Source organism: Herbaspirillum sp. C7C8 (genome assembly GCF_022627875.1).
Taxonomy (GTDB): Bacteria; Pseudomonadota; Gammaproteobacteria; order Burkholderiales; family Burkholderiaceae_D; genus Herbaspirillum.
On record NZ_JABXGG010000011.1, the window covers coordinates 122,760 to 147,051 of the forward strand.

Consider the following 24,292-nt stretch of genomic DNA (forward strand, 5'->3'; position numbering starts at 1 on the left):
GCTCACTGACATTTCTCGTTGAGCCCCGCCCGGTGTGGAAATACGCTCACCTGGTGCCACTGTCCCTTGTTCTGATACTCATACCGATACAGCCGGAAGCGCGGCGCCGCCTTGGCGCCGCTGGCCGTAAAACTGATCGGCCCGCTCAGGCCCGCATGGCGCATGCCGCGCAAGCTGGCGGCGATCCGTTCGCCATCGGTCGAGTTGTTCTGCAGGATGGCTGCGGCCAGCATGCTGGCGGCGTCATAGGCATAGTAGGAGTAGGGACTGGGCGCCTCCCTGAACCGATTCACATACGTCTGGGTAAAGCGTTTCCAGCGCGGGCAATGTTCGGGCGCCAGTTCATATTCCAATACATACGCCTGTGGCAGGGCGGCCTGGCCGAATGACAGCGTGGATGCGCCGCCCACCAGCAGCATCCGGGCCTGCAGCCCGGCGCGCCGGACCTCCTCCACAAAAGCCGACGCCTGCGGAAACAGTGCCAGGAACACGATCACATCGGCCTGAAACTGGCTGGCCGCCTTGATGGCGGCGTTGAAGTCGGTGCTGCGGCGCCCGACCAGATAGCGGGTGGTCGTCAGTGCAGGCTGGTTGACCAGGCGGGTCGTCAGTTCATCGGTAAGTGCATTGCTGTAGGCCGAATCGTTGTGGATCACGAAGATCCGTTTCCCTTTCAGCGTGTTGACCACCACCTCGGCCATCGTCGCGCCCACGTCGGCGGTACCGCCGACCACCCGGAACGGCATGCGGTGGCCCTGGCTGGTCCACTGGCTGGTGCCGGCCGTAAAGCCGATCTGCGGGACGCGGGCCGCCTCGTAGAGTTCGGCCGCAGCCATGGCCGCATCGCTGCTCCATGGGCCGATGACGCCGGCGACTTTTTCCTTGATGAAGTAACGGGCGACGTTGACTCCGAAATTGGCGGTCCCCTGATCATCCTGGGCCAGCAGGCGGAAACGATAGGAAGATTTCTTCCTGGCCGCCAGGGCATTGGCATCCTCGATGGCCAGCTCAGCCCCATGCCAGGCACTCTGCACAATGGGTTGCGTCAGCCAGGCACTCAATCCCAGCGTCACCGGCCTGAGCTCTTCGGCGCCAGCGGGCGCAATCGTCCGCGGCAGCAGGAAGACGAGCAAGGCCGCCCTCCTCACGATGTTTCTCCACATCTCATCCCCCTTGGTCCGGCTGGACCGGTAGCGCCCCGTGTTCTTGTGGTGTTCTTGCCTGCCTGCGCAGGTACCAGATCAAAAATATACACATCCCTGTGCACTTGAACCATGCGCCAGCACAGCTTCCTTCCACTATTCCCCTCCGCGCCTTCTCTGGCAGGCCGGCCGCCCGGCTTTGTGGCGTCCCGTCACAGCGGCGTCAATCAGGAAAATCCTTGTTTTTTCAAGCAAAAAACGCCGAGCTCATCATTGAATTTTTCTGAGTCGCCAAATATATTTAAAAAACCGATTTAGGCATTTTGTTGTCATTTTTAATCAAATTAATTGAATTGGGATTTCGTGGCAGCCGACGGCAAGCCGCCGCGCCCCGACAGTAGCCGTAGCGTGCCCCTGCTGGACCTGATGCGCCAGGCCGGCTTCACCGAGGCCGAGCTGGCAAAGCTGGCCGAGGCCAAGGCCAATTCGGACGCCCTGGTCAAGACCGAGACCGTGGCCATGAACATGGTCAAGGGCCTCTACGAAGATGCGCAGGGCAACTTCACCAGGCGCGCTGAACCCGACCTGGCACAGGCGCGCCAGCTCATGCACGACCATGCCTATCACGTCAACAAGGCCAGGATCATGCGCCCGGTCGACCAGTTCTTTGCCATGCTCGATGCACGCACCCTGGCGCAGGTCGAGCAGGCCCAAGCCCATTCGGCAAGGATGGCCATGATCTTCTACACCCTCATCGGCGTGGCGCTGGTGGTGCTGGCCTGTACGCTCATGCTGGTCTACAAGGCCATCCGGGATCCGCTGGCGCATGCCGCCATGGTGGCGCGTCAGGTGGCGCAGGGCGACCTGACCGCCGAGATCCAGGACAACATCCGGGGCGAGACCGGCGAATTGCTGGACGCGCTGCGCAGCATGCAGGCCGGCCTGCAGACCATCGTCACCGATGTGCGCGACGGCGCCTACCGCATCGACAATTCGGCCACCGAGATCGCTGCCGGCACGCTGGACCTGTCCACCCGCACCGAGCAGCAAGCCAGTTCGCTGGAAGAGACCGCCTCCTCGATGGAAGAGATCACCTCGACCGTCAAGCAGAACGCCGGCAATGCCCGGCTGGCCAGTGAACTGGCCAGCGCCGCCTCAGCGGTGGCACAGCGCGGCGGGGTCGTGGTTTCCCAGGTGGTGGAGACGATGGGGGCCATCAATGCCTCGTCGAGGAAGATCGTCGACATCATCGGCGTGATCGATGGCATCGCCTTCCAGACCAACATCCTGGCCCTGAACGCGGCCGTCGAAGCGGCCCGTGCCGGCGAGCAGGGGCGCGGCTTTGCGGTGGTGGCCAGCGAGGTGCGCAGCCTGGCGCAACGCTCGGCGGCGGCCGCCAAGGAAATCAAGGAACTCATCGACAACTCGGTCAGCAAGGTCGATGCCGGCAGCACCCTGGTCAACCAGGCCGGCAGCACCATGGACGAAGTGGTCAGCAGCGTGCAGCGGGTCAACGAGATCATTGCCGACATCAGTTCGGCCAGCCAGGAGCAGTCTGCCGGCGTGGAGCAGGTGCAGCAGGCGATCAGCCAGATGGATGACGTGACCCAGCAGAATGCCGCCCTGGTGGAGCAGGCCTCGGCCGCCGCCGAGTCGATGCAGGGGCAGGCGCACAAGCTCAGCGAACTGGTCGGGGCGTTCAAGACCAGGGCGGTCCCAGGCGCGCTGGCGACGTACTAGCGGGGCCGCGCCCGTGCCCACCGGGAGGGGGCTGGAGGGCGATATGAAGCAGCGTTCAGGCGGGTGCCGACAATGCGGGCAGGTCAGGCGCCCGGTCTGCGCGAGGATGAAGCTTCTGGCGATTTTCCGCGACCGCTCGTTTCATCTCGGCCAGCGCAACCGGAAGCAGGCACCGCCCAGGGAGGAGGCCTGGCAATCGGCCGTGCCGCCATGTGCGCTGGCAATGGCGCGGACCACCGCCAGTCCCAGCCCGCTGCCTTTGGCGGCGACCTGTTCCTCGCGCGGCCCGCGCTGGAAGGCATCGAAGATGCGCTGGGCATCGGCGGCTGCCAGCCCCGGCCCGCTGTCTTCCACCTGCAGGCAGTGCTGGCCATCCAGATCCGAGGTGGTGATGCGCAGGGGGCCAGGGGTGGCATGTTGCAGGGCGTTTTCCAGCAACGCCAGCAGCGCCTGGCGAATGCGCACCGGGTCGCAGAGCGAGGCGTGCGCACGGAGGTCGAGGGTGAGGGTGAAGCCCTTTTCTTGCAGTGCCGACTCGCAGGCCTTGAGTACCGTCATGATTTCCTGGCGCAGATCGGTCTGCTGCAACTGGATGCGCAGGTGACCGCTCTCGGCCAGACCGACGATGCGCAGGTCCTCGATGAGCCGGCCCAGTCCTTCCACCTGCACCAGCAGGCTGGCAAAGAGTGCCGGATCGGGCTGGAACACGCCATCGGCCAGGCCCTGCAGACGACCGCGCAGAATCGTCACCGGGGTGCGCAGCTCGTGCGCGATGGCGGCGTTCCAGAAGATGCGTTCCTGCTGTACCCGCTCCAGGCGTTCGGCCATGGCATTGAAGTCGCTGATGAGTTGCGAGGCTTCATCCAGCGGTTGCCGGTCCGCCGCCGCGCGCGCGGCCAGGTCGCCCTGCGCCACCCGGCGCAGACTGGTGGCCACCGAGTTCAGGGGCGTGAGGATACGACGCGACAGGCGCATCGCTACCCACACTGCGATGGCCACGCCGATGAGCGTGGTCACCACGATCCAGCCCCATTCGACCGGCGAGGGCAGCCAGCTATCCGGCGCCGAAGCCGCCGTGGGCAGGAAGATGAACAGAGTCGAATAGAAGGCGTAGGAGCCCAGCAGCACCATGAGCATGATGCTCAGCGCCAGGATGGCGATGGAGCTGATGATCTGGCGCGCCAGGCCCTTGCCGCGCCAGAGCGTCAGGAGATCGATGCCGGGTTTCATGGCTGGCCTCGTTGCGATGTCACTCAACTGCCCTGCTGGAAGCGGTAGCCGACCCCGCGAATGCTCACCGGAATGCCGCCAATGTTCAGGTCTTCCAGTTTCTTGCGCAACTTGCTGACATGGCTGTCCACGGTGCGTTCCAGGGTATCGCCCTCGGGCAGGCAGGTGGCCAGCAGTTCAGCGCGGCTGAACACGCGGCGCGGGGCGCGCGCCAGTTGCGCCAGCAGCTTGAATTCGGTCAGCGTCAGCACCAGCGTGTGGCGCACACCATCGATCTCGGCCACCACCTCGTGCTGTTCGAAGTCGATCACGAACGGCGGCACCCGCAGGATGCGCCGGTCTTCCCTTTCCTCGCGCGGCAGGCTGCGTCGCAGCACCGCTTCCACGCGCGCCACCACCTCGGCCGGATTGAAGGGCTTGACCACGTAATCATCGGCGCCGATGCGCAGGCCGGTGAGCTTGTCCACGTCCTGGTCGAGCGCGGTGAGCAGGATGACCGGCGTGTTGTCGCGCTGCCGGATCTGCGCCAGCACCTGCCAGCCGTTGACCTGCGGCATCTGGATATCCAGCAGCACCAGGTCCGGCTTGAGCGAAAGATGCAGTTCCAGCGCCCGCGTGCCATCGGCGGCATGCACGCTGCGCATGCCGCTGCGGGCCAGGTAGGCGGCGAGGATGTCGGCGATCTCGGGTGCGTCCTCGGCGATGAGGATCAGCGCGCCCGTGGCCGGTGCGGCCTCGCTGGCTTTCGGTTGGATTGCCGCCATTCTTGCCTTCTCCATCAAAACTCCATCGTTGTACCGCGCAAACCTCACGCGCATGGCCCAGACTCCGCCTTCGCTCGCGATTGTACTGTCGGGCAGCCCGCGCGGCAAAAATGCCAGGGGTGACCGACAGGTGCTGTCCTTCGCGTGTTTCCCCCGATGGAGTTCCTGCATGCCTCGCTTCTTTATCGACCGCCCCGTCTTTGCCTGGGTGGTCGCGCTGTTCATCGTGCTCTTCGGCGTCATCGCCATGAGCCAGTTGCCCATTGCCCGCTATCCCTCCGTGGCCCCGCCCAGCGTGACAATCAATGCCACCTATCCGGGCGCCACGCCGCAGACCATGAACGATGGCGTCATCAGCCTGATCGAGCGCGAGCTCTCGGGCGTGAAGAACCTGCTGTATTTCGAATCCTCGGCCGACACCTCGGGCAGTGCCCAGATCACCGTGACCTTCAAGCCCGGTACCGATCCGGAACTGGCCCAGGTCGACGTACAGAACAAGCTCAAGGCCATCGAAGCCCGCCTGCCACAGGCGGTGCGGCAGAACGGCGTGAGCGTGGAGTCGGCGGCCTCGGGCTTTCTGCTCATGGTCAGCCTGACCTCGACGGATGGCCGCTATGATGAAATTCGTCTCAACGATTATCTGGCCCGCAACATCGTCGAAGAACTGCGCCGCGTGGATGGCGTGGGGCGTGTGCAACTGTTCGGTGCCGAGCAGGCCATGCGCATCTGGATCGATCCCTTCAAGCTCAATGCCTACGGACTGTCCGTAACAGATATCAGTACAGCGATCAGCCAGCAGAACGCACAGATCGCTCCCGGACGCCTGGGCGATACGCCAACTGTACCGGGCCAGCAGATCGCCGTTCCCCTGACAGTACAAGGACAGTTGCAGTCACCGGACCAGTTCGCTGCCATCGTGCTCAAGGCCAAGCCCGATGGTTCGCGCGTACTGCTGGGGGATGTGGCCCGGGTCGAACTTGGGGCGCAATCCTATGCCTTCGCCAACCGTGAAGACGGCAAGCCTGCGGGCGTGGCCGCCGTACAGCTCTCGCCCGGTGCCAACGCGGTACGAACGGCCGCGGCGATCCAGGCACGCATGGAAGAACTGCGCCCCAGCCTGCCGCAGGGCATGCAGTTCTCGTTGCCTTACAACACGGCCCCCTTCGTCAAGATCTCGATCCAGAAAGTGGTGCAGACCCTGATCGAGGCCATGGTGCTGGTGTTCCTGGTGATGTACCTGTTCCTGCAGAACGTGCGCTATACCGTCATCCCGGCCATCGTCGCGCCCATCGCGCTATTGGGCACGCTGGCCGTGATGCTGGTGGCCGGCTACTCGGTCAACGTGCTGACCATGTTCGGCATGGTGCTGGCCATCGGCATCATCGTCGATGACGCCATCGTGGTGGTGGAAAACGTCGAGCGCATCATGGTCGAGGAGGGCCTGGGTCCGCGCGAGGCCACCATCAAGGCGATGGGGGAGATCACCGGTGCCATCATCGGCATCACGCTGGTGCTGACCGCCGTCTTCATTCCCATGGCGCTGGCCGGGGGATCGGTGGGCGTGATCTACCGGCAGTTCTCGCTGGCCATGGCGGTATCGATCCTGTTCTCGGCTTTCCTGGCGCTGAGCCTGACACCGGCCCTTTGCGCCACGCTGTTGAAACCGGTCGCCCCCGGCCATCACGACAAGCGCGGCTTCTTCGGAGCCTTCAACCGTGCCTTTGCACGCCTGACGCGCCGCTATGAATCGCTGCTGGGCCGCGTGATCGCGCGCGGGCTGCGCATGATGCTGCTCTATGGGGCGCTGTCGCTGTTGCTGGTGCTGGGTTTGCGGGCGCTGCCCTCGGCTTTCCTGCCGGAGGAAGATCAGGGCTATTTCATGACCAGCTTCCAACTGCCGGCCGATGCCACCACCGAGCGCACCGCGCGCGCAGTGGATCAGTTCGAACGCTATCTGAAAACGCGCCAGGATATCGGTGCCAACCTGTCAGTGCTGGGTTTCGGTTTCTCCGGTTCCGGTCCCAATGCGGCGATGGCCTTCACCGAACTGAAGGACTGGAAGGCGCGCAAGGGTTCCACCGCAGCGATCGAGGCCCAGCATGCGCAGGCGGCCATGGAGCAGGGCGTGGACGGCATGGTGATGAGCCTGCTGCCACCGGCCATCGAGGAACTGGGCAATTCTTCCGGCTTTGCCATGCGTCTGCAGGATCGTGCCAATCAGGGATATGCCGCGCTCAAGGCGGCCGAGGCGCAACTGCTGGCGCTGGCTGCAAACAGCGACAAGCTCACAGGCGTCTATTCGGATGGCCTGCCTTCGGGCGCCAGCCTGCATCTTGAGGTGGATCGCCAGAAGGCGGCCGCACTCGGGGTGTCGTTCGCCAGCATCAGCGACACGCTCTCGGCGGCGGTGGGTTCTCTTTATGTAAATGATTTCCCCAATGACGGTCGCATGCAGCAGGTCATCATCCAGGCCCAGGCCCGTTCCCGTATGCAGATCGAGGACGTGATGAAGCTGCATGTGCGCAACCAGAGCGGCGGCATGGTGCCGCTGTCCGAGCTGGTGCAGGCGTCCTGGCAGGTGGTGCCTACGCAATTGCAGCGCTACCAGGGCTTCCCGGCGGTGCGCATTTCCGGCAGTGCCGCAGCGGGCGTGGCCAGTGGTGATGCCATGGCCGAAATGGAGCATCTGGCCCGCCAGTTGCCGCCCGGCTTTGCCGTGGCATGGACCGGGCAGTCGCTGCAGGAACGCCTGTCGGCGGCGCAGGCGCCGATGCTCATGGCCTTGTCGATGCTGGTGGTGTTTCTGGTGCTGGCGGCCTTGTATGAGAGCTGGCGCATTCCCCTGTCGGTGATGCTGGCGGTGCCGCTGGGCCTGGTCGGCGCGGTGGCGGCCGTGATGTTGCGGGAGATGCCCGATGACGTCTTCTTCAAGGTCGGCATGATTACCGTCATCGGGCTCTCGGCGAAGAATGCCATCCTGATCGTCGAGTTCGCGCGCCAGCTGCATGTCGAAGGCGCCGGCCTGGTGGAGGCGGCGGTCAAGGCTGCGGTGCTGCGGCTGCGTCCCATCCTCATGACCTCGCTGGCCTTTGCCCTGGGCGTGGTACCGCTGATGCTGGCCTCCGGCGCCAGCGCCGAGACGCAGCGTGCCATCGGCACGGGCGTCTTCGGCGGCATGATCAGCGCCACGCTGCTGGCGGTGCTGTTCGTGCCCTTGCTGTTCGTGCTGGTGGTGGGGGCTGGGCGCCGCCGTAGCGGCTGCGTGTTTCGTGGATGAGCTGCGGAGCCGGTCTGCGTTGCTCGCTCCGTTTCCGACAGCAGAAAACAAAAAAGGGCCCATCTTGCGATGGACCCTTTTTTTACTACATATGGTGCGGCTGGCAGGAATCGAACCCACGACCCCTTGGTTCGTAGCCAAGTACTCTATCCAGCTGAGCTACAGCCGCGAAAGAACGAGATTATAAGGAGCTTTTCAAAAAAGTACAAACATTTTTTCCTCGCCCTGCAAAAAATCTTTTCCGCCGCACTTCAATAGACTTCCCGTGCGGCAAACGGATGGTATTGGAACAACCAGGTTTCACTCAGCGCCTGGCCCTGATGGCGCAGGAACAGGCGCAGTTCGACCGGCTCCTCGCCGCTGGCCGCAAGATCGAATTGCGCGCGCCAGTGGCCGGGCACGCCATTGGGCAGGGCTTCGGTATAGACATAGGAAATGCTGCCGCGCGAGGCCGTGATGACCGCTTCCGGCTTCACGCCAAAGGGCAGGGCAGCCAGCGGCGGGCCCTTGAACTCGACCATGAACTTGCGTACCTGCGGCGGGCGCGGTTGGCCCGGCTGGCCGCCGCGTCCCAGGCGCGTGGCCACGCAGCGCGCCAGCGGGGTCGGGAAGGGTTCGTCGTGCTGCCAGTAGAGACGATAGCGCAGGCGATACGCGTCCCCCGCCCGCGCTGGCGCCTTGGGCACCCACATGGCGACGATGTTGTCGTGGATTTCGTCATCGGTGCGCAGCTCGATCAACTGGACTTCGCCCTCGCCCCAGTCGCCCAGGGGTTCCACCCACAGGCTGGGGCGGCGTTCGTAGTGCACGCCGTCGAGGTAATGATCAAAGTCGCGGTCCCGCTGCAGCAGGCCGAAGCCGCGCAGGTGCCGGTCGCTGAAGGCCGATGACACCGTGCGCGGCGGATTGTTGAGCGGTCGCCACAGGTGTTCGCCCGCGCCATTCCAGATCGCCAGTCCGTCCGAGTCATGCACCTCCGGCCGCCAGTCCGCGCCGGTACCCTTCACGGTCTCCGAAAACCAGTACATCGAGGTGGCCGGTGCCAGGCCCAGTCGCGCCACGTCACGGCGCAGGAACAGGGACTTGTCGATGTCCATGTTCACGCCGCCGCCCTGCTTGCGCTGCATGGCGAAGCGATAGGCGCCGGTGATGCTGGGGCCATCGAGCAGGGCGTACACCACCACCGTATCACTGCCGGCGGTGCCGGGCTCAAAGAAGAATTGCGTGAAGTCGGGAAATTGCTCGGGCCGGTCAGCCTGGGCCACATCGATGGCGATGCCGCGCGCCGACAGACCGTACTGGTACAGATCCCCGATGGCACGGAAATAAGAGGCGCCGAGGAAGGCCACCCAGTCATTGCTGCGCCAGTCCTTGAGCTGCTGGTCGGCCAGGCGACTCTCCTGGAAACGGAAACCGGCAAAGCCGCTGTCGGGCGGCAACTGGTGGGCGGGGCTGTCGGCGGGCATGTCGAAGTAGTCATCGCGGTAAGACACTTCACGGGACTGGACCGGTACAGTGCCATCGCCCTGACCAGCAAGGATGAACATCCGTACCGGTACACGGAAGAACTTGCCGAGATGGAAGAAGGTCACCGGAAACGCGCCGGGCCCCTGGGCGAAGAGCGCATCTGCGGTCTTGAAACGGATCTGGCCATGCGCCTCGTAGTCAATGCGGTCCAGCACCGCAGCCGGTGCGGCGGGCGGGGCTTGATAGGGGGTGCGGGCCATGTCGCGTGCGCGGGCGATGAGCGTGTCGAAGGAAAACGGCTGCGCGCGACCCAGGCGCAAGCCCTGCGCCGCCAGCGCGCGCGGTGAGAGGCCGAGGGCGGCCAGCGCCGAGGCGGCACTGGCGGCGGCGAGGAAATGACGGCGGCTGGGCATGCGGTGTTCTCCTGTGAGGCGCTCGCGGGGTGGGGCGAACTCTACAGAGTCGGTGCGAACCGGCTTGGTTCCGCCCATGAAAAAGCCCGCTGCAGGTGCAGCGGGCTTGAAGGGATACAGGAATACAGGGATACAGGGATACGCATTGCGGCGGGCAGGATCTGCCCGTCCGCGCCGATCAGTATTCCCAGAACATCTTCTGGATTTCCTTGGTGTCGGTGGTCTTGGTCAGGGCCAGCATCAGCAGGATGCGCGCCTTCTGCGGGTTGAGCGTGTCGGAGACCACGAAGTCCAGCTTGTCGTCGTCGGCTTCGCCGTTGCGCGCCACGATGCCCTGGCCGACGCGGCTGGAACGTACGATCACCACGCCCTTCTTGCGGGCTTCGGTCAGCGACGGCACCACGGTGTTGTTCAGGCTGCCGTCACCCACGCCGGCGTGGATGATGCCCTGTGCGCCAGCGGCCACGAAGGCGTTGAGCGCGATCGGATTCATGTTGGCGTAGCCGTAGACGATGTCCACTTGCGGCAGCTTGTCCAGGTTCATGATGTCGAAGGGCGTGTCGACCGTGTTCTTGCGGGTGGACTGGCGATAGAAGTAAGGCTTGCTGCCCTGGATGTAGCCCAGGAAGCCCAGTTCCGGCGTCTTGAAGGTGTCCATGGTGGAGGTGTTGGTCTTGGTCACTTCACGGCCAGCGTTGATCTGGTCGTTCAGGGTCACCAGCACGCCCTTGCCGACGGCTTCCTTGGAGCCGGCCAGCAGCACGGCGTTGTACAGGTTGATCGGGCCGTCGGCGCTGATGGCGGTGGAGGGACGCATCGCGCCCACGATCACCACCGGCTTGCGGCTCTTGACCACCAGGTCCAGGAAGTAGGCGGTCTCTTCGATGGTGTCGGTGCCGTGGGTGATGACGATGCCGTCCACGTCACTCTGCGCCAGCAGGGTGTTGACGCGCTTGGCCAGCTTGAGCCAGGCGTCGTTGTTCATGTTCTCGCTGGCGATCTGCATGACCTGCTCGCCGCGCACATTGGCGACCTTCTTCAGTTCGGGAACGGCGGCGATGAGCGCATCCACGCCGACCTTGGCCGCGGTGTAGCCGACGGTAGTGGTGCTGGTGGCGCCAGTGCCGGCGATGGTGCCGCCGGTGGCCAGGATGACGACGTTGGGGAGTTGTTGTGCTTGCGCGGCAGCGGCTGCGGCCAGGCAGAGCAGGACCAGCATTTGCTGGAAGATTTTTTTGATGAACATGTGTGCCTCTGAACGAGTAGTTGAATTATTTTTTTATTAGTTTTATGGGATGCCCTGCAAAGATGTCTCACGTCTTGCCGCGCGATGTCATCCCCGCAAAAGCGCCGACACGATAGCACCAGCTCGCGTGGCAATCAAAGGTTTTTTTATCGGATGAGAAAGCCGCATGGCTAGCGGCTTTGCGGCAGTGTTTTACGCACATTTGGTGCGTTTTTATGACTTGACAGCAAGCGAAAGAAGAAAATCGACTCGCAACTGACGGCGCGCTGACACCCCTGCCGGGGCGGCGCGGGAAGCAGGCGCGAAGGGCGGCCAGTGCAGAGGAAAAAATAAGTAAATCGCGCGGAAGAAGCTGGACGATATCACCGAATCCGCGAGCGGCAAAGCCGGACAAGCGCGACATTGTCCTGCCTGATCCCGGGATGGGAAGGCCGCATGGAATCCTGCGCTCTCAGGTAAGATGGTGCTGCGCACAAGCAGAACCCATTTCGATGAATGACCGGCCCAACCGGCCGCGCCGCTGCCGCGCATTGGCTTTCAGACCGTTGCGGCGCGCGGCAATGATGGAGAATCATGATGTTTGCCACAGAAAAATTCACCAACCCCGAAGCCGCCTATGCGCGCGTGCTGGCAATCTACGAGCACAACACGGCCATCCTGCGCGATGCCTTCCGCCAGTTTTCCAGTGGCCAGGCAATGCCGCAGCGGGTCCGTGCCTGTTATCCCTTCGTGCGCATCACCACCGAGAAATCCACCCACACCGATACCCGCCAGTCCTTCGGTTTCGTGGCCGGCCCCGGCTGCTACGAGACCACGCTCACGCGCCCCCAGCTGTTTCATCAGTACCTGCTCGCGCAGTTCAAGCTGGTGCTGCAGAACCATGACGTACCGCTGGAAGTGGGCGTAAGCGAGCTGCCGATCCCGGTGCACTTTGCCTTCCCCGAGGGGATCCACGTGGAGGGCAGTCTCGATCCGGAACATCTGCGCACGCTGCCCGACTGGTTCGATCTGCCCGATCTGGCAACCATGGATGACCGCATCGCCAATGGCACCTATGAAGTGGACAACGGCGCCTGGCGCGAAGGACCGCATCCGCTGGCGCTGTTCACCGGTCCGCGCATCGATTACTCGCTGCATCGCCTGCGCCACTATACGGCGACCTCGCCGGATCAGTTCCAGCGCTACGTGCTCTTCACCAACTATGCCTTCTATGTCGATGAATTCGTGCGCCTGGGCCGACGCCTGATGGAGCCGACCGACGATCCGGACGAGCTGGCCTATCGCCGCCAGTACACTGCCTTCGTCGAGCCCGGTAATGTCACCACCTGGAGTGCCAACCAGACCGGTACAGTGACCAGGCCAGTTTCCGGGGTGGCACCGGCACGGCAGCCGCAGATGCCGGCCTATCACCTGCAGCGCGCCGATGGCAGCGGCATCACCCTGGTCAACATCGGCGTGGGTCCGTCCAATGCCAAGACGGTTACCGACCACGTGGCGGTGCTGCGTCCGCATGGCTGGCTGATGCTGGGTCACTGCGCCGGGCTGTCGGCTTCGCAGCGCATGGGCGATTACGTGCTGGCCCATGCTTATGTGCGCGATGATCACGTGCTCGATGATGACCTGCCGCTGTGGGTGCCCATCCCCGCCCTGGCCGAAGTGCAGCTGGCCTTGCAGGATGCGGTGGCCAGCATCACGCGGCTGGATGGCTATGAGTTGAAGCGCATCATGCGCACCGGGACGGTGGCTTCGGTCGATGACCGCAACTGGGAGCTGCGCGACCATCGCATGCCGCTGCTGCGCTTCTCGCAGAGCCGCGCCATCGCGCTGGACATGGAAAGCGCCACGGTGGCGGCCAACGGCTTCCGCTTCCGGGTGCCCTATGGCACGCTGCTGTGCGTCTCCGACAAGCCGCTGCATGGCGAAATCAAGTTGCCCGGCATGGCCAATACCTTCTACGAGCAGCGGGTGGCGCAGCACTTGCAGATCGGCATACGGGCACTGGAGCTCTTGCGCAACAACGGCATCGAACAGCTGCATAGCCGCAAGCTGCGCAGTTTTGCGGAGCCGGCGTTCCGCTGATCGCCACGCCGTCGCCAGCGCTTGCGTTACCAGCGACAACGCCCGCGACAGAAGATGTCGCGGGCGTTTTTGCCTGGCGGTACAGGAAGATCAGCGCGGCAGCCGATGCGTGATCGTCAGGCGATAGTAGAGTCCGGCGCCGATCAGCAGGGTCAGCGCCGCCACGCACAGCGAGGGCGTGAAGGAGCCGCTGCCGTGTACCAGAGCCGTAGCCAGTGGCGGACCTGCGATCTGGCCGATGCCATAGGCGGCGGTCATCAGGGCCATCAGGCTGCTGGCCTGCTCGCGGCGCAGGCGGCGTGCCTCGCGCATGCCAAACAGCGTGATGGCCGTGAAGGGCAGGCCCAGCAGCAGGCAGCTCAGCGCAAAGCCGGGTGCGCTGGGGAAGAGGATGGAGACCAGTACCCCTGCGGCCTGCATCAGGTAGGCTCCGGTCAGCAGCAGGCGCTGGTCACCCTGCACCGATAGCCGGGTGGCGCTGAAGGCCCCGGCGGCGACCGACAGCCCGAAGATGGGCCAGAAGTAATCCGGCCACACCGAGCCCGGCAGCGCGTGGCGCGCGATCACCGGCAGGAAGGTCGCGGTGATGATGTAGCCGAATCCGGCGATGCCGTAGGCAATCACCTGGATCAGCACTTCACGCTTCTGGCTGGGCGATTCGGGCGCCGACGCATGGGCCGCAGGGCCGTCATGGGGATGCACATTGAGTCCATGCCCGGCATCGAAGCTGAAGGACTTCCACACCAGTGCCGTGAGACCCAGCGCGATTACGCCGAAGGCGATCCAGCCACCGGCGGCCAGCCAGCCGGCAGCGATCATCGGGCCCGAGAGCAGGCCGGTCAGTGCAATGCCCAGGCCGGGGCCGCAGAAGATCACGCCGCCCAGTTCGGGGCGGCCCAGTTGCGTGAGCTGTTGCAGGCACCAGCCGGCGGTGTAGACGAACACATAGGCGCTGGCCACGCCCGAGAGAAAACGCATCCACAGCCAGGCCCAGTCCTGATGCAGTACACCCATGCCCAGCGTGAGCAGGATGGTCACCACCAGACCGGCACGCAGCATGGCCACGCCGCGCTTGCTGCGATGGAAGGCACACAGCATGGCACCGGCGAAGTAGCCCAGATAGTTGGCCGTGGCCAGCCAGCCGCCCATCTGCAGCGAAAGACTGCCCTCATGCAGCATCATCGGCAGCAGGGGCGTGAAGGCGAAGCGGCCGATGCCCATCGCCACCGATAGCGCCACCATGCCGGACAGGCAGACTTTCCAGGCCAGCGCATGGAGGGAGGTGGCGGGGCGGGTGGCGGCGGGCTGGGTCATGGGCAGGTGCAAAGACATGGAGGTGAACAGGGGTCTATGCTATCGTCTTTCGGTCATTCCAAAAAATGAATAATCGGGATGACTTCATCTTGATTCAAGAACATCCATCGAGAACCTCGCCCGGAGCATCCCATGGAACTGGCCGAACTGGAAATCTTTCGCACCGTCGTCGCCGAGGGCGGCGTGACCCGTGCCGCCGAGCGGCTCAATCGCGTGCAATCCAATGTCACCACGCGCATCAAGCAGCTGGAAGAGTCCGTCGGGGTGCCGCTGTTCGTGCGGGACCGCCGCCGCCTGGTGCTCACGGCGGCCGGGGAAGCATTGCTGGACTACGCCGAACGCATCCTGGGCCTGGTGCAGGAGGCGCGCGAGGTGGTAGCGCCCCAGAATCCGCGCGGACGCCTGCGCATCGGTTCCATGGAAAGCACGGCGGCCAGCCGCCTGCCGGCACCCCTAGCCGAGTTTCACCAGCGCTGGCCGGAGGTGCGGCTGGAGCTCTCCACCGGTCCGACCGATGTGCTCATCGCCGGGGTGCGCGCCTGCAAGCTCGATGCCGCGCTGGTGGCCGGGCCCATCGATGATCCGGCCTTCTCGGCCACCCCGCTCTACAAGGAAGAACTGCTGCTGGTGACGCCGCGCAGCCATCGGCGGGTGCGCTCGCCAGAGGATGTGATGCTCGATACCCTCATCGTCTTCGAGCAAGGCTGCGCCTACCGCCGCCATGCCGAAACCTGGTTCGCCAGCCATGGCCGCAGCCGTGATCTGGCACCGGTGCGCACGCTGGAACTGGCGTCCTATCACGCCATTCTGGCCTGCGTGGCGGCAGGCGCCGGGGTGGCCGTGGTGCCGCGCTCGGTGATCGCCATGCAGATGGAGCCGCACGGTTTTGCCACGCATTCGCTGGGCCGCGATGGTCGCGTCACCACTTACCTGGTCAGTCGGCGGGAACGCGGCTCTGCCGCCTTTCTGGCCTTGCGGGCTTTACTTGCGGCAAGTGTTTGATATATTGGATTCATGCCGCATTGATCTAACATGTAGTTCCTAGCACCAAATATGTTCGCTGATGCAGCATATGAAGAGGGTGTAACGATTTGTAAAAACGGCTGCGACGGCTGGGCTATTTCCCTATATTGAAGTTCCCCCTCCATTCTCCCCCCCGAGAATGGGATTTACCCCACGGCTCGCAAGGGACGTGGGGTTTTTCTTTTGTCCCGGCGCTTTTTCTCCCATTCCGAACACTGCATTTCTCGTCATTTACGACATCGCCAGCCTGAACTTTAGCTCGGCAAGCGGGAGGGTTTTGATATGCACCATGGTGCATATATTTTGCTCTCTGTCCGTCGTCGTATCGTCCGCGATACCGGGCGACATCATGGATCGTTCTTGTGCCTGCCGGTGGGGCGAGGCGGGGTGCTGCCCACGATCAGGTTGCCGCGTGCGGCCGACTGGATCGCCAGCACGGCGGGATGGCTCAGCCTGCGCTCGACCGAGATCGCATAGAACTGTTCGCGGATGGCCTCGGTCTTGCCGATTTCCAGCAGTCCGTACTGCTTGCGGATCTGCCCGGCGATGGCCGTGGGGGCGGCGAAGATGCCCGCACCGGCGTCGCCGAAGGCCAGCAGCAGGGCGCCATCGTCAAATTCACCCGTGATCTGGGGGCGTATGCCTTCCTTTTCGAACCAGCGCAGCAGGCGTGGCCGTACCGCTGCATCTTCGCCCGGCATCAGGAAGGGCGCACCCTCCAGGCTGCGCGGAAAGCCCTTGCGGTAGCGCCGCGCCAGCTCGGGTGTGGCGAAGAAGCTGGTATCGCATTCGCCCAGCAGGTGATGGTAGCCGCGCACGTCCACATTGGGCGGCATGGGACTGTCGGCGATGATGATGTCCAGCTTGTGGATGGCCAGGTCGGCCAGCAGGACGTCGAGCTTGCCTTCGCGGCAGATGATGCGGATCGGATCCTGCATCGCCAGCGCACTTTCCAGCAGCAGGTAGGCGATCGCCTTGGGGACCGCATCGGCCACGCCCACGCGCAATTGCAGGGTGCGTCCACCGGGGCGCAGGCGCAGCGCTTCTTCCAGCTCCTCGCCCAGGCTGAAGATGCGTTCGGCGTAATCGAACACCATGCGGCCTTCGTCATTGAGTTCCAGCCGCCGTCCGACCCGCTTGAAGAGCTTGTAGCCCAGCGATTGCTCGAACAGGCTGATCTGGCCGCTGATGGTCTGCGCCGTCAGGTGCAGGCGCTCGCTGGCGCGCGCTACACCGCCGGTCTTGGCGACGGTCCAGAAGTAGTGGAGATGCTTGTAGTTGAGGCTGGCCATGGGATGCGTCCTGGTTCCGGGGTGTTGTCGATACTTCGGTTTTCCCGAAGGATTATCTCAAAATATTCGAATTTTCATTCATTCCGGTTTGGCCTAAAGTAGCGCCTTGTCAGGTGCGGTTGGGAGTTGTCGCCGTGCCGGGCATCGTTGCCAACACTGGAAGAAGGAGAAGCCTGATGAAATGTCCCGTCTGTACATCTCACAACCTGCTGATTTCGGAACGTCAGGGCATCGAGATCGATTACTGCCCGCAATGCCGGGGCGTGTGGCTGGACCGCGGCGAGCTGGACAAGCTGATCGAGCGTTCCGCTGCCAGCCAGGCCGGCGCAGCGCTTGCCCAGTCGGCTGCGCGGGCGCCGATGCACACGCCGCCGCCCGCCCACGATGCCCGCTTCGGGCACGGCGGGCATGGATATGAATACAAGCGCAAGAAAAAGGGCTTCCTGGGCGAAATCTTCGACTTTGATTGAAGATTTTTTCCCGAAACCGATAACCGAAGCCGCTATCGGGCGGTGAACAAGAAGAGAGAGGTCTGACGTGAACGGTGTAGAAAGTTTCGCAAGCCTGCCCATGTGGATAGGTTTCATCGTCTTCGTGCTGGGGATGCTGGCGGTGGACATGTTCGCCCTGGGCGGGCGCAATGCCCACCGGGTTTCCCCCAGGGAGGCGCTGGGCTGGTCGGTGGTATGGGTGTCGCTGGCCTTCATCTTCGCCGGCCTGATGTGGTGGTATCTCGATGCCAACGTGGGCCGCGAGTTTGCCAACCAGAAGGGCGCCGAGTTCCTCTCCGGCTACCTGATCGAGAAGGCGCTGTCGGTGGACAACATCTTCGTGTTCCTGATGATCTTCAGCTATTTCGCCGTGCCGCCTGAAATGCAGCGTCGCGTGCTGCTCTACGGTGTGATCGGTGCCATCGTCATGCGCGCCGTGATGATCCTGCTGGGTGCCTGGATGATCGCGCAGTTCAGCTGGATCCTGTATGTGTTCGGTGCCTTCCTGGTCTTTACCGGCGTGAAGATGCTCATCTTTGCCGACAAGGAAGCCGACCTGGGCGACAACCCCTTGCTGCGCTGGCTGCGCGGCCACATGAAGATCAGCAACGATTATGACGGCGAGAAGTTCACCACCCGCATCAATGGCGTGCGCTATTTCACCCCGCTGATGCTGGTGCTGCTGCTGATCGAGATTTCCGATGTGATCTTTGCTGTCGACAGTATCCCGGCCATCTTCGCCATCACCAAGGATCCGTTCATCGTCTTCACCTCGAACATGTTCGCCATCATGGGCTTGCGGGCGCTGTACTTCCTGCTGGCCGATTCGGCAGAGCGCTTCCACCTGCTCAAGTACGGCCTGGCCCTGGTGCTGTTGTTCGTCGGCGGCAAGATGCTGGCCTCCTACTGGTTCCACGTGCCGGTGCTGGTGTCGCTGTCCATCGTCGGTGCCATCCTGGTGGTTTCCATCATCGCCAGCCTGGTCCTGAGCAAGGACAAGGGCAAGGAAAAGATCGCGAACTGATTGCGTCTTGCAAGAAATTCAACGTGGGGCTTGACCGGCTGGAGCAATCTGGCCGGTTTTTTTATGCGCGCATGAAGCATTCTTCCATCGATGCCAATTGAGCATCATGCGTTTATTGGGGACGGAGTGAATTAGAATGTCTGCTCCATTCACCGGTTTGCAGCGTCTGCCATGGCCCGCCTTCCCCGACTCGTCGTTCCGCACCAACCCCATCACATCATCCAGCGCGGCCATGATGGCCTGGTGGTCTTCCGCGATGCGGATGACCATGTGGCCTTCCTGGGCTGGCTCAAGGAGGCCGCCAGGCAATTCAAGGTGGCGGTGCACGCCTATGTGCTCATGCCCGACCACCTGCACCTGCTGGCGACGCCCTCCGATGACCAGGGGCTGGCACGGATGATGCAATGGATAGGGCGCCACTACGTCCCGTATTTCAACCAGAAGCATGGACGCAGCGGCACGCTGTGGCAGGGGCGTTACCGCGCCACCGTCATCGATGCCGAGCTCTACCTGCTGGCGGTCTGCCGCTACATCGAGCTCAACCCCGTGCGCAAGGGCCTGGTGGCCAGTCCCGGGGAGTATCCGTGGTCCAGCTACATGCACCATATCGGCGCCAGGCAGGATGGGTTGATCACCGATCATCCTCAGTATTGGTCGATTGGCAATACCCCCTTCGATCGCGAGATCGCCTATCGCCAGCTCACCGAAGAGGGACTGGCGCGCGCCGAAGTGGAGCGCATCACCGATGCCACGCTCAAGGGTTGGGCGCTGGGATCGGAGGATTTCAAGCAGTCCCTGGAGCGCCAGACACACCGGCGCGTCAGCCCGGCCAAGCGGGGACGTCCCGCCACTGTTCGTATTGCGGGTGAGACAGATGAAGTATCCGCACAGCAAGAATCGTGAATTTTAAAAAATAAGTCTTTTAAATCAATGACTTGAATTCGCTTTCCTTTACTATGTCCCCAATTTAAAAATCCTGAAAATATTGTGGATTTAAATTGCACTCAGACCCTAATTATTTTCATTGAACTATTGGGTGCAGTGCACTATTCTTCAAATCCTTACTGTCAATGTGGTGGAGTTCCGTTATGCACGCGCAAGGCCTTTACGACCCAGCAAATGAACATGACGCCTGTGGCGTCGGTTTCATCGCCCACATCAAGGGCAAGAAAACCCATTCCATCGTTGACCAGGGTTTGCTCATTCTGAAGAACCTGGACCACCGGGGTGCTGTCGGTGCCGACCCGTTGATGGGTGACGGTGCCGGTATCCTGATCCAGATCCCCGACCAGTATTACCGTGAAGAGATGGCCAGGCAGGGCGTGGACCTGCCGCCGCCCGGTGAATACGGCGTGGGCATGATCTTCCTGCCCAAGGAAAACGCTTCCCGCATTGCCTGTGAACAGGAAATCGAACGCGCGGTGCTGGCCGAAGGCCAGATCGTGCTGGGCTGGCGCGACGTGCCGGTGGACCGCGACATGCCGATGTCGCCCACCGTGCGTGAAAAAGAACCGGTGATCCGCCAGATCTTCATCGGTCGTGGTCCGGACGTGATGGTCACCGATGCGCTGGAACGCAAGCTCTATGTGATCCGCAAGTCCTCCGGCCACGCCATCCAGGCGCTGAACCTCTTGCACGGCAAGGAATTCTTCGTGCCCTCGATGTCGGCACGCACCGTGGTCTACAAGGGCCTGCTGCTGGCCGACCAGGTCGGCGTGTACTACAAGGACCTGCAGGACGAGCGCTGCGTCTCGGCCCTGGCCCTGGTGCACCAGCGCTTCTCCACCAACACCTTCCCGGAATGGCCGCTGGCCCACCCGTACCGCCTGATCGCCCACAACGGTGAAATCAACACCGTCAAGGGCAACTTCAACTGGATGCGCGCCCGCGAAGGCGTGATGCAGTCGGCCGTGCTGGGTTCGGACCTGAAAAAGCTGTTCCCGCTGATCTATGAAGGCCAGTCCGATACCGCCAGCTTCGACAACGCGTTGGAACTGCTGGTCATGGCCGGCTATCCGCTGCCGCAGGCGATGATGATGATGGTCCCCGAAGCCTGGGAAAATCACACTTCGATGGACGACAACCGCCGCGCCTTCTACGAATACCACGCCGCCATGATGGAGCCGTGGGACGGCCCCGCTGCGCTGGCCTTCACCGACGGCCGCCACATCGGCGGCACGCTGGACCGCAACGGCCTGCGTCCGGCACGCTACATCGTCACCGATGACGACCTGGTGGTGATGGCTTCCGAATCCGGCGTGCTGCCGATTCCCGAATCCAAGATCATCCAGAAGTGGCGCCTGCAGCCGGGCAAGATGTTCCTGATCGACCTGGACGCCGGCCGCATCATCGACGACAAGGAACTGAAGGACACCTACGCCAACGCCAAGCCCTACAAGCAGTGGATCAACTCGGTGCGCGTCAAGCTGGACGAGTTGAAGGAAGAGCCGCGTCAGCCTTCTTCGCCGTTGAAGCTGCTGGACCTGCAGCAGGTCTTCGGCTACACCCAGGAAGACGTCAAGTTCCTGATGGCCCCCATGGCCAGCGGTGGCGAGGAAGCCATCGGCTCCATGGGCAATGACTCGCCGCTGGCGGTCATGTCCAACAAGAACAAGCCGCTCTACAACTACTTCCGCCAGCTGTTCGCGCAAGTGACCAACCCGCCCATCGATCCGATCCGCGAAGCGCTGGTCATGTCGCTGGTGTCCTTCATCGGTCCCAAGCCCAACCTGCTGGACACCAACAACATCAACCCGCCGATGCGCCTGGAAGTGTCGCAGCCGGTGCTGGACTATGACGACATCGCCAAGCTGCGCAACATCAGCGCGCACAGCGGCGGCAAGTTCAAGTCCTACGAACTGAACATCTGCTACCCCGTCGCCTGGGGCAAGGAAGGCATCGAAGCCCGCCTGGCCTCGCTGTGCGCCAAGGCCGTCGATGCGGTCAAGTCGGGCCACAACATCCTGATCATCTCGGACCGCAAGGTCGATGCCGACCAGTTGCCGATCCCGGCACTGCTGGCCACTTCGGCCATCCACCAGCACCTGGTCAGCAAGGGCCTGCGCACCTCCACCGGCCTGGTGGTGGAAACCGGCTCGGCCCGCGAAACGCACCACTTCGCCCTGCTGGCAGGCTATGGCGCCGAAGCGATCCACCCGTACCTGGCGATGGATACGCTGGCCGATCTGGCCAAGGGTCTGCCGGGCGACCTCTCGCCCGAGAAGGCCATCTACAACTTCCAGAAGGCAGTCGGCAAGGGCTTGCTGAAGGTCATGTCCAAGATGGGCATCTCGACCTACATGTCCTACTGCGGCGCGCAGATCTTCGAAGCCATCGGCCTGTCCAAGGCCCTGGTGGACAAGTACTTCAAGGGTACCGCCTCCAACGTCGAAGGCATCGGCGTGTTCGAAGTGGCCGAAGAAGCGCTGCGCCTGCATACCGCTGCCTTCAGCGCCGACCCGGTGCTGGCCAACGCACTGGATGCCGGTGGCGAATACGCCTTCCGTATCCGTGGCGAAGAGCACATGTGGACGCCGGACGCGATCGCCAAACTGCAGCACTCGACCCGTTCGAACAGCTACAACACCTACAAGGAATACGCCCAGATCATCAACGACCAGTCCAAGCGCCACATGACGCTGCGCGGCCTGTTCGAGTTCAAGATCGACCCGTCCAAGGCGATCTCGATCGATGAAGTGGAACCGGCCAAGGAAATCGTCAAGCGTTTTGCCACCGGTGCCATGTCGCTGGGCTCGATCTCGACCGAAGCCCACGCCACGCTGGCCATCGCCATGAACCGTATCGGTGGCAAGTCCAACACCGGCGAAGGTGGTGAAGACGTCAACCGTTATCGCAACGAGTTGAAGGGCATCCCCATCAAGCAAGGTGCGACCCTGGCGTCGGAAATCGGCAAGGAACACATCGAAGTCGACATTCCCCTGCTGGAAGGCGACTCGCTGCGTTCGCGCATCAAGCAGGTGGCGTCGGGCCGTTTCGGCGTCTCCGCCGAATACCTGATCTCGGCCGACCAGATCCAGATCAAGATGGCCCAGGGCGCCAAGCCCGGTGAAGGCGGCCAGCTGCCCGGCCACAAGGTCTCGGAATACATCGCCAAGCTGCGCGTGTCGGTGCCGGGCGTGGGTCTGATCTCGCCGCCGCCGCACCATGACATCTACTCCATCGAGGATCTGGCCCAGCTGATCCACGACCTGAAGAACGTCAACCCGCGCGCATCCATCTCGGTCAAGCTGGTCTCCGAAGTGGGTGTCGGTACCGTCGCTGCCGGCGTGGCCAAGGCCAAGTCGGATCACGTGGTCATCGCCGGTCACGATGGCGGTACCGGTGCTTCGCCGCTGTCCTCGATCAAGCACGCCGGTTCCCCGTGGGAACTGGGCCTGGCTGAAACCCAGCAGACCCTGGTCCTGAATGGCCTGCGCAACCGTATCCGCGTGCAGGCTGACGGCCAGATGAAGACCGGCCGCGACGTCGTCATCGGCGCCATGCTGGGCGCGGACGAATTCGGTTTCGCCACCGCACCGCTGGTGGTCGAAGGCTGCATCATGATGCGCAAGTGCCACCTGAACACCTGCCCGGTGGGCGTGGCCACGCAAGATCCGGTGCTGCGCGCCAAGTTCTCCGGCAAGCCGGAACACGTGGTCAACTTCTTCTTCTTCATCGCCGAAGAAGCACGCCAGATCATGGCGCAACTGGGCATCCGCAAGTTCGATGACCTGATCGGCCGTGCCGACCTGCTGGACCGTTCCAAGGCAATCGCGCACTGGAAGGCCAAGGGCTTGGACTTCAGCCGCATCTTCCATCAGCCCGAGTCGAAGCTGCCGGTGTACCACACCGACGTGCAAGACCACGGCCTGGACAAGGCGCTGGACCACAAGCTGATCGCACAAGCGAAGATCGCGCTGGAGAAGGGCGAGAAGGTCTCCTTCATCTCCCCGATCAAGAACCTCAACCGCACCGTCGGCGCCATGCTCTCGGGTGAAGTGGCCAAGCGTTACGGCGACGAAGGCCTGCCGGACGACACCATCCACATCCAGCTGCAAGGCACCGCAGGCCAGTCCGCTGGCGCCTTCCTGGCCAAGGGCGTGACCCTGGACCTGGTCGGCGAAGGCAACGACTACGTCGGCAAGGGCTTGTCGGGCGGCCGCATCATCGTGCGCCCCAACACCGAGTTCCGTGGCCGTGCCGTGGACAACATGATCTCCGGCAATACCGTCCTGTACGGTGCCATCAGCGGCGAAGCCTTCATCAACGGCGTGGCCGGCGAGCGTTTCGCCGTGCGCAACTCCGGCGCCACTGCGGTGGTGGAAGGCACGGGCGACCACGGTTGCGAATACATGACCGGTGGCACCGTGGTGGTGCTGGGCAATACCGGCCGCAACTTCGCTGCCGGTATGTCGGGTGGTATCGCCTACGTGTATGACCCGGAAGGTGATTTCGCCGGCAAGTGCAATACCTCGATGGTCAGCCTGGAGAAGGTCTTGTCCGACACCGAACAGGAGCAGACCCTGGGCCGCAACATCTGGCACAGCCTGCTGCGTGGTGGCGAACGCCAGACCGACGAAGCCATCCTGCGCGGCTTGATTGAACGCCACTTCAAGTACACCGGCAGCACGCGTGCGCGCTACCTGCTGGATAACTGGGCGGCGTCGCGCGCCAAGTTCGTCAAGGTGTTCCCGACCGAGTACAAGCGTGCGCTGGCCGAACTGGCCGCCGCTGCCGAAACGAAGAAGGAAAAGGTCGCCGCCTGATTTTCAGCCAGGCATCGATCGGACT

16 protein-coding genes and 1 tRNA gene are annotated in these 24,292 nt (G+C 63.2%); 8 read left to right on the top strand and 9 right to left on the bottom strand.

Annotated elements, in window-relative coordinates; genetic code table 11:
* Window positions 1-2: 2 nt before the first annotated feature.
* Window positions 3-1,133, bottom strand: a complete 1,131-nt coding sequence (locus tag HWE01_RS14455) for a branched-chain amino acid ABC transporter substrate-binding protein (RefSeq protein WP_241822169.1) — start codon at window positions 1,131-1,133, stop codon at window positions 3-5.
* A gap of 357 nt (window positions 1,134-1,490) precedes the next feature.
* Here HWE01_RS14455 and HWE01_RS22870 point away from each other — a divergent pair, with 357 nt between their 5' ends.
* Window positions 1,491-2,882 (top strand): methyl-accepting chemotaxis protein, encoded by a 1,392-nt coding sequence (locus HWE01_RS22870; RefSeq protein WP_283817517.1) that lies wholly within the window; start codon window positions 1,491-1,493, stop codon window positions 2,880-2,882.
* Between the two features lie 141 nt (window positions 2,883-3,023).
* Here the strand turns inward: HWE01_RS22870 and HWE01_RS14465 are convergent, their stop codons facing one another.
* Window positions 3,024-4,112 (bottom strand): ATP-binding protein, encoded by a 1,089-nt coding sequence (locus HWE01_RS14465; protein ID WP_241822170.1) that lies wholly within the window; start codon window positions 4,110-4,112, stop codon window positions 3,024-3,026.
* A 23-nt stretch (window positions 4,113-4,135) separates the two neighbouring features.
* Window positions 4,136-4,876, bottom strand: a complete 741-nt coding sequence (locus HWE01_RS14470) for a response regulator (RefSeq protein ID WP_050978128.1) — start codon at window positions 4,874-4,876, stop codon at window positions 4,136-4,138.
* Window positions 4,877-5,045: 169 nt separating this feature from the next.
* Between HWE01_RS14470 and HWE01_RS14475 the strand changes: the two genes are divergently transcribed.
* Window positions 5,046-8,153 carry a multidrug efflux RND transporter permease subunit gene (locus HWE01_RS14475; RefSeq protein ID WP_241822171.1) on the top strand — a complete coding sequence of 1,036 codons (3,108 nt, stop codon included), beginning with the start codon at window positions 5,046-5,048 and terminating at the stop codon, window positions 8,151-8,153.
* Between the two features lie 92 nt (window positions 8,154-8,245).
* Here HWE01_RS14475 and HWE01_RS14480 read toward each other — a convergent pair.
* The 4 genes from HWE01_RS14480 to HWE01_RS14495 all read right to left on the bottom strand — a co-directional run bounded on the left by HWE01_RS14480 (window position 8,246) and on the right by HWE01_RS14495 (window position 11,682).
* Window positions 8,246-8,322, bottom strand: a tRNA-Arg gene (locus HWE01_RS14480).
* Window positions 8,323-8,404: 82 nt separating this feature from the next.
* Window positions 8,405-10,033, bottom strand: coding sequence for an OpgD/OpgG family glucan biosynthesis protein (locus HWE01_RS14485; RefSeq protein WP_241822172.1), 1,629 nt, complete (start codon window positions 10,031-10,033; stop codon window positions 8,405-8,407).
* 178 nt (window positions 10,034-10,211) lie between these two features.
* A complete protein-coding gene (locus HWE01_RS14490; protein WP_241822173.1) occupies window positions 10,212-11,279 on the bottom strand; it encodes a type II asparaginase in 1,068 nt (355 codons plus the stop codon).
* A 67-nt stretch (window positions 11,280-11,346) separates the two neighbouring features.
* Window positions 11,347-11,682, bottom strand: a complete 336-nt coding sequence (locus tag HWE01_RS14495) for a hypothetical protein (protein ID WP_241822174.1) — start codon at window positions 11,680-11,682, stop codon at window positions 11,347-11,349.
* A gap of 173 nt (window positions 11,683-11,855) precedes the next feature.
* Here HWE01_RS14495 and HWE01_RS14500 point away from each other — a divergent pair, with 173 nt between their 5' ends.
* Window positions 11,856-13,358 carry an AMP nucleosidase gene (locus HWE01_RS14500; protein ID WP_034351263.1) on the top strand — a complete coding sequence of 501 codons (1,503 nt, stop codon included), beginning with the start codon at window positions 11,856-11,858 and terminating at the stop codon, window positions 13,356-13,358.
* A 90-nt stretch (window positions 13,359-13,448) separates the two neighbouring features.
* Here HWE01_RS14500 and HWE01_RS14505 read toward each other — a convergent pair whose 3' ends face one another.
* Window positions 13,449-14,672: a YbfB/YjiJ family MFS transporter gene (locus HWE01_RS14505; protein WP_241822175.1), complete on the bottom strand. Its 1,224-nt coding sequence runs from the start codon at window positions 14,670-14,672 to the stop codon at window positions 13,449-13,451.
* Between the two features lie 132 nt (window positions 14,673-14,804).
* Here HWE01_RS14505 and HWE01_RS14510 point away from each other — a divergent pair, with 132 nt between their 5' ends.
* Window positions 14,805-15,674 (top strand): LysR substrate-binding domain-containing protein, encoded by an 870-nt coding sequence (locus HWE01_RS14510; protein WP_241822176.1) that lies wholly within the window; start codon window positions 14,805-14,807, stop codon window positions 15,672-15,674.
* 368 nt (window positions 15,675-16,042) lie between these two features.
* Here the strand turns inward: HWE01_RS14510 and nhaR are convergent, their stop codons facing one another.
* Window positions 16,043-16,987: a transcriptional activator NhaR gene (nhaR, locus tag HWE01_RS14515; RefSeq protein ID WP_241822177.1), complete on the bottom strand. Its 945-nt coding sequence runs from the start codon at window positions 16,985-16,987 to the stop codon at window positions 16,043-16,045.
* 176 nt (window positions 16,988-17,163) lie between these two features.
* Here nhaR and HWE01_RS14520 point away from each other — a divergent pair, with 176 nt between their 5' ends.
* The 4 genes from HWE01_RS14520 (at window position 17,164) to HWE01_RS14535 (ending at window position 24,267) form a co-directional block, all read left to right on the top strand.
* Window positions 17,164-17,457: a TFIIB-type zinc ribbon-containing protein gene (locus HWE01_RS14520; protein WP_241822178.1), complete on the top strand. Its 294-nt coding sequence runs from the start codon at window positions 17,164-17,166 to the stop codon at window positions 17,455-17,457.
* A gap of 67 nt (window positions 17,458-17,524) precedes the next feature.
* Window positions 17,525-18,502: a TerC family protein gene (locus HWE01_RS14525; RefSeq protein ID WP_299535003.1), complete on the top strand. Its 978-nt coding sequence runs from the start codon at window positions 17,525-17,527 to the stop codon at window positions 18,500-18,502.
* A gap of 171 nt (window positions 18,503-18,673) precedes the next feature.
* On the top strand, window positions 18,674-19,405 hold the full coding sequence (locus tag HWE01_RS14530) for an REP-associated tyrosine transposase (protein WP_034351001.1): 732 nt from the start codon (window positions 18,674-18,676) through the stop codon (window positions 19,403-19,405).
* Window positions 19,406-19,590: 185 nt separating this feature from the next.
* Window positions 19,591-24,267, top strand: a complete 4,677-nt coding sequence (locus HWE01_RS14535; protein WP_241822179.1) for a glutamate synthase-related protein — start codon at window positions 19,591-19,593, stop codon at window positions 24,265-24,267.
* Window positions 24,268-24,292 lie beyond the last annotated feature (25 nt).